The sequence below is a fragment of the Rudanella lutea DSM 19387 genome, from assembly GCF_000383955.1.
GTDB classification, from domain to species: Bacteria; Bacteroidota; Bacteroidia; order Cytophagales; family Spirosomataceae; genus Rudanella; species Rudanella lutea.
This window is the reverse complement of sequence record NZ_KB913013.1, coordinates 3,047,813-3,056,193: the sequence shown is the minus strand read 5'-3', so window position 1 is coordinate 3,056,193 and position 8,381 is coordinate 3,047,813. Positions and strand designations below refer to the sequence as shown.

4 protein-coding genes and 2 rRNA genes (1 of these 6 cut by a window edge) are annotated in these 8,381 nt (G+C 52.2%); all 6 read left to right on the top strand.

All coding sequences use genetic code 11. The annotated features are described in order from the left end of the window. Positions 1–594, top strand: a 23S ribosomal RNA gene (locus tag RUDLU_RS0112595); it begins 2,238 nt to the left of the window's first position. A 91-nt stretch (positions 595–685) separates the two neighbouring features. After that, a 5S ribosomal RNA gene (gene rrf / locus RUDLU_RS0112590) occupies positions 686–797 on the top strand. Between the two features lie 408 nt (positions 798–1,205). After that, positions 1,206–1,835, top strand: coding sequence for a TetR/AcrR family transcriptional regulator (locus tag RUDLU_RS0112585; protein ID WP_019988748.1), 630 nt, complete (start codon positions 1,206–1,208; stop codon positions 1,833–1,835). Next, complete coding sequence (locus tag RUDLU_RS27415) at positions 1,822–3,486, top strand: TolC family protein (RefSeq protein WP_019988747.1); 1,665 nt, start codon at positions 1,822–1,824, stop codon at positions 3,484–3,486. The genes RUDLU_RS0112585 and RUDLU_RS27415 overlap by 14 nt, the downstream gene beginning before the upstream one ends. A gap of 59 nt (positions 3,487–3,545) precedes the next feature. Beyond that, positions 3,546–4,673, top strand: a complete 1,128-nt coding sequence (locus tag RUDLU_RS0112575) for an efflux RND transporter periplasmic adaptor subunit (protein ID WP_019988746.1) — start codon at positions 3,546–3,548, stop codon at positions 4,671–4,673. A gap of 118 nt (positions 4,674–4,791) precedes the next feature. After that, positions 4,792–8,229 (top strand): efflux RND transporter permease subunit, encoded by a 3,438-nt coding sequence (locus tag RUDLU_RS0112570; RefSeq protein WP_019988745.1) that lies wholly within the window; start codon positions 4,792–4,794, stop codon positions 8,227–8,229. Positions 8,230–8,381 lie beyond the last annotated feature (152 nt).

Sequence of the window (8,381 nt, the reverse complement as noted above, 5' to 3'; positions counted from 1 at the left end):
GCTCAGGGTGGTTGGTAACCACTTGTGGAGTGCAATAGCAAAAGCGAGCTTGACAGTGAGGCTCACAAGCCGATCTGGTGCGAAAGCAGGGTATAGTGATCCGGTGGTACTGCATGGGTGGGCCATCGCTCAAAGGATAAAAGGTACGCCGGGGATAACAGGCTGATCTCCCCCAAGAGCTCACATCGACGGGGAGGTTTGGCACCTCGATGTCGGCTCGTCACATCCTGGGGCTGGAGAAGGTTCCAAGGGTTCGGCTGTTCGCCGATTAAAGTGGCACGCGAGCTGGGTTCAGAACGTCGTGAGACAGTTCGGTCCCTATCTGTGGTGGGCGCAGGAATTCTGACGGGGGCTGTCCTTAGTACGAGAGGACCGGGATGGACTCACCGCTGGTGGATCAGTTGTTTGGCCGCAGGCACGGCTGAGTAGCTACGTGGGGTTAAGATAAGCGCTGAAAGCATCTAAGTGCGAAACTGGCCCGAAGATGAGAGTTCCAAAAGAAGGCTGTTCGAGACGAGAACGTTGATAGGCGGCAGGTGGCAGCGGTGAGAGCCGTGGAGCTGAGCCGTACTAATGAGCCTGATGTGTGTTGATGTGTGCAGATTGGTTAGTTGGTTGGTTGTAGGGTTAGGATATTGTACTTGTTTTCTCTGTGGGTGTGAAGACTCTGTGAAGTTACTAGGAGGTTGGTGGTGTTATGGCGGGTGAACACCTTTTCCCATGTCGAACAGAGCCGTTAAGCCCCGTGCTGCCGATGGTACTGGAGTCAAATCCGGGAGAGTAGGAAGCTGCCACCTCTAGTTATTGAAGCGAAGGGGGTGTTATCTCGGAAGAGGTGACACCCCCTTTTCGCGTTTACGGGGGGCGGGGAGGGGCAGGCAGGTCTCCACTGACCGGGCAAGTCACCGATTAGACACCTGCATCATAGAACAATATTAGCCTCATCTTTCATCACGGCGTTGTATCAGCTAAAGCGCGGACGTTGCTGGTTTTCATTCTTATTAGCTTCTCCATAATAAATTGCGCGTGGCCAATGTTTCAGACCGCATTTAGTCTACTATCGTTGCGCAACCAATGAGCCGTTTACTTTCCCTTAGAATTTTTTTGTTGATCTAAATAAAGTCATAAAATCCGGTCAAAAAGTACCTTGGAAACTTTGAACTTATCGAGAGTTTCCAAGGTTTCTTAGTTGAAAGTCAGCTAAGATGAAAGAGAAGATTATTGAGGAGGCTGAACGCCTTTTTTGGAAATACGGCGTGCGTACCATAACCATGGACGATATAGCCCGTCGTTTGGCGATTTCGAAAAAGACGATCTACCAACATTTTATTGATAAAGAGGATATCGTCTTTCACGTAGTTAAGTACCACATTGAAAATGAGGTCGATGAAGTTTGCCAACTGAACGCGGTTGCTGGCAATCCAATAGAAGAGTTGATGTTGGTGTCGGATATGATGCGTCGGCATGCCGATGAAATCAACCCGAGCGTCATGCTGGATATTCAACGCTATTACCCAAAAGCATGGGGGGTTTTTCTGGAATACAAAGAAAATCAAATCATCAAGGACATCATTTCGAACTTACGACGGGGCGTTGAGGAGGGTTTGTACCGGCCAGATATTGATTTGGAAACCATGGCCCGGTTACGTGTAGAGTTACTACAAATTGGTTTTGACGAGCAAATTTTTCCGCATCACAAAGACATGTATGTGGTGCAGGATCAATTGCATCATCACTTTGTGCGCGGGATTCTGACCCTGAAAGGCTTTGAAATATACAATAACCTGAAACAGAGAAGTGAACGAGTACAACCTATAATTTATGAAAACAAGTAGTACTATTTTTTCGGCTATTCTGTGGTTGCTGGCAGGATGGTGGGGAGCGGTGGCAACTGCACAAACGCCAACGGGCTCGGCACCTACACAGCCCAGTGTAGGGCAGCAACCAACCGGAGCCGCGGCAAGCGGTCAGCAGCCGGGGGCACAGCAACCGGCTGGAACGGGAGCGGTGATTGCTCAGCCTGGTGTCACGCCGGGAACGGGGGTAGCAGTGCCTTCGCAACCTGGTGTATCGAACGCGGGAAATACCCCTTCGATTAACGGAGCAAATGGGGCGGTTAATCTGCAACCAACGGTGATTTCTACCTTTAATTCGGGCTTGGGGGCTGCTCCAACCGGGTTGACCGCTTCAGGAAAGCCTGGAACGGGGCGGCCGTTTACGCTTCAGGAAGCAATCGACTTTGCTGTACGCCAGAATATCAACGTACGTAACAGTCAGCTGGATGCTGTAAGTGCCGAGGCTCGGATCAAAGAAATCAAGGCATCGGCTTTGCCACAGGTTGCCGCGAGTGCTTCGTTGACAGATAACCTGATCATTCAGCGTGCGTTCTTACCCGCTAATTTCTTTGACCCGAATGCGCCCGCTGTGCCTGTGCAGTTTGGGGTGAAATATTCAGGTAATGCGGCCCTGAGCTTGAATCAGGTCATTTACAGTGCTACGTTAAACGTGGGGTTGCGGGCAGCCGCTACGTACCGGGAGCTGGCTCAGCGCAATTTACAGGCATCGAAGGTGGTGGTAGCTGAGCAAGTGGCAAAAGCATACTACAGTGTGCTGGTGGCGCAGGAACGGGCTAAGTTGCTCGACTATAACATCGGCCGACTTGATACGCTGTTGAATGAAACCCGGGCGTTGAATCAGCAAGGGTTTGTGGAGAAGCTCGATGTGAGCCGACTGGAGGTGCAAGCCAACAACCTGCGGGCTGAGCGTCAGAACGTGCAAAACCTGATTGAGCTGAGCTATACCCTACTGAAGTTTCAGATGGGGCTGACTGTAAACGACGAGATCACGCTATCTGAGCAGTTGCAGGATCGGGATGTGGCCGATTTGCGGCAGTTAATCACGCCGGATCCAACGTTTCAGTACCGAAGCCGCATTGAATATTCAACGCTGGAGACGCAGGTGAAGTTGGCCCAACAGGATATTGAGGTTACGCAAAAGGGCTATTACCCAACGGTAGCTGCATTTATCAACTATGGCTACAACAGTGGACGCAATATGATCGCGCAAGTGATTAACGCGCCCTGGCTCAATTTCTCAACATTGGGGTTGAGTGTTCAGGTGCCCGTTTTCGATGGGTTTTTGAAGCGGAATCAGATCGCCCAAAAGCGCATTACGTTGCAGAAAATTCAGAACAGTAGCGAGTTGCTGCGGAATTCGATTGATCTACAGATTCGGCAGTCGAGCATTACGCTCAACAATGGCTTACAGAGCTTACAGACGCAACAGCGTAACCGGGAACTGGCCCAGGAGATTGTTCGGGTGACGCGGATCAAATACAAAGAGGGCGTTGGGTCGAGCATTGAGGTGTTGAATGCCGAAGCCGCCCTTCGCGAAGCACAAACGAACTACTTCGGGGCTTTGTATGACTTCTTTATCGCAAAGATTGATCAGGACAAGTCGTTGGGTCGGTTGTACACGGGACAATAAATAAGTTGAACACGGAAGCTGGCACCCTTGGGGTTGCCCGAAATCATACACGGAAAAGCATGAAATCATACTACATTTTAAGTGCGCTGGTGTTTACACTGGCGGCCTGTGGGGAGAAAAAAGACGACCTGCAAACCAAACGCGAAGAGCTGGCCAAGCTCAAATCGGAGCAGGCTGACCTGAACACCCGGATTCGCGGACTGGAGTCGGAACTGGCTAAACTGGACCCGAAAAAGAAAGAAGCCGCGCGGGTAAAAGACGTGGTGGTAGAGCCAATTGCCACTACTACCTTCCGGCGTTACGTGGAGTTGCAGGGTACAATCGACGCGAAGAACAACGTACAGGTGTCGCCAAAGTCGGGCGGAACGGTATTGGCTGTCAACGTAGTTGAAGGGTCGGCGGTGCGGGCCGGTCAAACACTGGCCCGTCTGGACGATCAGGTGCTGCGGACATCGGTAGAAGAGGTTCGGACGCAGCTTTCGCTGGCTAACACAGTTTTTGAGAAGCAGTCGAATCTTTGGAAGCAGCAGATCGGAACCGAAATACAGTACCTCCAGGCGAAGAATAACAAGGAGGCTCTGGAGCGCCGGTTGGCTACGTTACAATCGCAGTTGAGCCAATCGAACGTAACAGCCCCTATCTCGGGTGTTGTCGACAAAGTGTTTGCTAAAGTGGGTACCATGGGAGCACCTGGTATGCCGATGTTTCAGATCGTAAACCTGGCGCAGCTGAAAGTGGTCGCGAAGGTGGCCGATACGTATGCTGGTAGCGTGCGCAAAGGTGATGAGGTAATTGTTCGGTTCCCCGATGTAAACAAAGAGTTGCGGACTCGCATCAACTTTGTGTCGACGACGGTTGATCCGTTGAGCCGGACTTTCACCATTGAGGCTCCGCTGCCGTCGGACAACGCGCTCAAGCCGAATATGCTGGCGCAGGTGAAGATCAACGACGTGAACAAGAGCAATACCGTAGTGATTAACCAAAACCTGATTCAGAATACGGAAACCGGGCAACTGGTCTATGTGGCCGTCAATGAGGGAGGTAAGAAAGTGGCTAAATCACGCAAGATTACGACAGGACAGAGTTACGGTGGACAGATTGAGATTGTAGCGGGCCTGCAGCCGGGGGATCAGTTGGTGACCAAGGGCTATCAGGAATTGACGGACGGAACACCGATTAACTTTTAGAAAGTTTACAGTTTTCTGTTTACCGTTTTCAGTTGGGTGAATACTGAACTGTTGACTCGATTGTATCGTGTGTCGGAAACCGAAAACAGTAGACTGGAAACTGTAAACACCTCCAGATATGAAAGCAGAACACATAAAAACCCTTGGTTTTACGAACTGGTGCGTAGAGAACCGAACGGCCATCTACATCTTCACCTTCATTGTTACACTGGGTGGTCTGCTGGTGTATAACAACTTGCCGAAGGAGCAATTTCCCGATATCAAAGTGCCGACGATCATTGTGACGACGGCTTACTTCGGGACGGCTCCGGCTGACATTGAAAACACCATCAATAAACCCATTGAGAAACAGATCAAGTCGATTTCGGGTGTAAAACGCCTGAAGTCGAATGCCTTGCAGGATTTCTCGCTCATCACGGTTGAGTTTAACCCCGATGTGCAAACGGCGGAGGCTTTGCAACGGGTACGCGATGCCATCGACAAAGCCCGGCGCGACCTGCCTCAGAAGCTCGACGATGGCCCTACAGCGCAGGATGTGAACTTCTCGGAGTTTCCGATCATGAACATTAACCTGGCCGGTAACTTTTCGCTCAATCAGCTGAAAACCTACGCCGAGGACATGCAGGACGTGATCGAGGCCATGCCAGAGATTAGCCGGGTTGATATTGTCGGGGCCTTGAAACGCGAAATTCAGATCAACGTCGACCTGCCCCGAATGCAGTCGGCGGGCCTGGCCTTTTTTGATATTCAGCAGGCCGTGCAGGGCGAAAACGTAAATGTATCGGGTGGTGAACTCAACGTAGAGGGTGTTCGGCGGACACTGCGGGTGAAAGGCGAGTTTACCGACGTACAGGCGCTGCAAAACCTGCAAATCCGGACGGCTACGGGTGCAACCGTTCGGTTGGGCGATGTAGCCGACGTGCGTGATGCCTTTGAAGAGCAGCAGGATTTCGCGCGGTTGGGCGGTAAATCGGTTGTCACGCTCAACGTAATCAAGCGGGCGGGCGCCAACCTCATTGCGGCCTCTGACCGGATTGAGCAAACGATTGACGAATACAAAACGGAGCGGTTCCCGCAGGGGCTGGATATAACCGTGACGGCCGATCAATCGGAGCGGACCCGGGCCGAGTTGCATGACCTGGTCAACACGGTTGTGCTCGGGTTTATCTTTGTGGTAATGGTGTTGATGTTCTTCATGGGCATCCGCGACGCCATCTTCGTAGGCTTGTCGGTGCCGCTCTCGGCGCTGGTGGCCTTTGTACTGATGCCAATTATCGGGCCGGCCATTGGTACCGCGTTTACGCTGAACACCATTGTACTCTTTGCGTTTCTGCTGGGGTTGGGGCTCGTGGTCGATGATGCCATTGTGGTTATCGAAAACACCCACCGCCTGTTCAATCAGCACCGCGACTGGGACATTAAGCAGTCGGTAAAAGCCGCTGCGGGTGAGGTGTTTGTGCCGGTGCTTTCGGGTACGCTCACGACGATTGCGCCCTTCTTCCCGTTGTTGTTTTGGCCGGGTATTGTGGGTGAGTTCATGAAGTTTTTGCCTCTCACGCTCATTCTGACCCTGTTTGCCTCCTTGTTTGTAGCCTACGTTATGAATCCCGTGTTTGCGGTATCGTTCATGAAACGGCACGACGAGCAGCATGGCGAAGACGCCGACACCAGCTTTAACACGATCAAGCGGCCGCTCATTATCATGACGGTTCTGGCTGGTATCGGCTACGTCATTGACCGGGGTATCGGCAATATGTTTGTGGCCTTCATCATCCTGTACGTATTCAACCACTACGTTCTGACGCCCCGGATCATCGTGCCATTTCAGGACAAATGGCTGCCCCGTTTAATGCGTGGCTACCGGAAACTGATTTCGTGGGTGCTGGTGGGCTGGCGACCGGTTGGCGCTATCCTGAGCATGTTTGTGCTCCTGATCGGGACGTTTGTTCTGCTGGGAATTGTACAGCCGAAGGTGATTTTCTTCCCGAGCGGTGAGCCCGACTATGTGTACGTGTACAACGTAATGCCCGTAGGCACCGATGCGCGTATCACCGACTCGGTGACGCGGGTTATCGAACAGCGGGTGTTTAAGGTTCTGAAAGACGAAAAGGCCGAAGATATGGTCAACTCCGTAATTGCCAACGTCGGCAAAAATGCGGGCGACCCCTTCAACCCAGACCGGAATGCCACGCCCCAGAAATCGAAAGTGACGGTAGCATTCGTGAAAAACGAAGACCGGGGTGGCCGCTCGTCCGAAGCCATTCTGAACAAGATTCGGGTAGCTGTACAGGGTATTCCGGGAACCGAAATCTCGGTTGAACGGGAAGCCAACGGCCCACCAACGGGTAAGGCTATTTCAATTGAAATTGCGGGTGATGACTTTGGTCAACTGTCGGCCCTTGAGAAGCAGGTGCGTGCTGAGATTCAGCGGGCGGGTATCGAAGGCATCGATCAGTTGAAATCGGATCTGATTACCAACAAGCCTGAAATCATTATCAACATTGATAAAGAGAAGGCACAGCGGGAGGGCATCTCGGCGCAGCAGGTAGCCTTTGCTATCCGGACGGCGTTGTTTGGTACCGAAATCTCGAAGTTCCGTGACGCCAAAGACGAGTACCCGATCATGGTGCGCCTGAAAGAAGACGACCGGAGTCAGATTGAGCGGCTGTTGAGCCTCAACGTAGTGTACCGCGACATGAATCTGGGTGGGCAACTGCGGCAGGTGCCTTTGTCGGCGGTGGCTAACATCAATTACTCAACCACGTTTAACCAGATCAACCGCAAGAATCAGGAGCGTCTGGTTACGCTCAGCTCTGATGTAGTGCCGGGGGCCAATGCCAACCAGATCAACCAGCAGATCCAGCAGGTGATCAACCAGATGGAGATTCCGAACGGTTACTCCGTAAAGCTGGGTGGTGAGCAGGAAGATCAGCAGGAGTCGGCCAACTTCCTCGTTATGGCGTTTGGGGTGGCTATTCTGCTTATTTACCTGATTCTGGCCACGCAGTTCAACTCGGTGGTGAAGCCGCTCATCATCTTCTTCACCATTCTGCTATCGCTGATTGGGGTATTGCTGGGCTTTATGATCACGGGCAAAACCTTCTCGGTGATCATGTCGGGCGTGGGTATCATTGCCCTGGCGGGTATTGTGGTGAAAAACGGTATCCTGCTCATTGAGTTTATCGATGAACTTCGGGGCCGGGGTATGCCGCTCCGCGAAGCGATCATCGAAGGCGGGGCTACCCGACTCACGCCCGTATTGCTGACGGCCTCGGCCGCCGTACTGGGTCTGATTCCGCTGGCGCTCGGCCTCACGGTTGACTTTGTGACCCTCTTCCGCGATTTCGACCCGAATATCCTGATTGGTGGCGACAGTGCGGTGTTCTGGAATATTCTGGCCTGGACCATTATTTACGGTCTGACGTTCTCCACCGTTCTGACGCTCGTAATTGTACCCTGTATGTACTGGGTAAATGAGCGAATCCGGATGAAGTGGTTCGGGAAGAAAGACCCCGCGCTGGAGATGCAGAAAGAGCCATCGGTAGAGATGGCATAAATGCCCTGTCTGCGGTGAGCAAACAATGGAGGTTGGTTTATTCAGCCTCCATTGTTTGGTTTTAAACGGTATAGAACCGACCTCCGGAATCCAGGCATGACAAAAACTTTAAACCCGTTCAACCGGTTAGCGTCCTGTACAAGAGTGTGTCC

Excerpts from the sequence above, each read along its gene's own strand:
- RUDLU_RS0112585 (WP_019988748.1), top strand. The coding sequence starts at position 1,206 with ATGAAAGAGAAGATTATTGAGGAGGCTGAACGCCTTTTTTGGAAATAC.
- RUDLU_RS0112575 (WP_019988746.1), top strand. The coding sequence starts at position 3,546 with ATGAAATCATACTACATTTTAAGTGCGCTGGTGTTTACACTGGCGGCC.
- RUDLU_RS27415 (WP_019988747.1), top strand. The coding sequence starts at position 1,822 with ATGAAAACAAGTAGTACTATTTTTTCGGCTATTCTGTGGTTGCTGGCA.
- RUDLU_RS0112570 (WP_019988745.1), top strand. The coding sequence starts at position 4,792 with ATGAAAGCAGAACACATAAAAACCCTTGGTTTTACGAACTGGTGCGTA.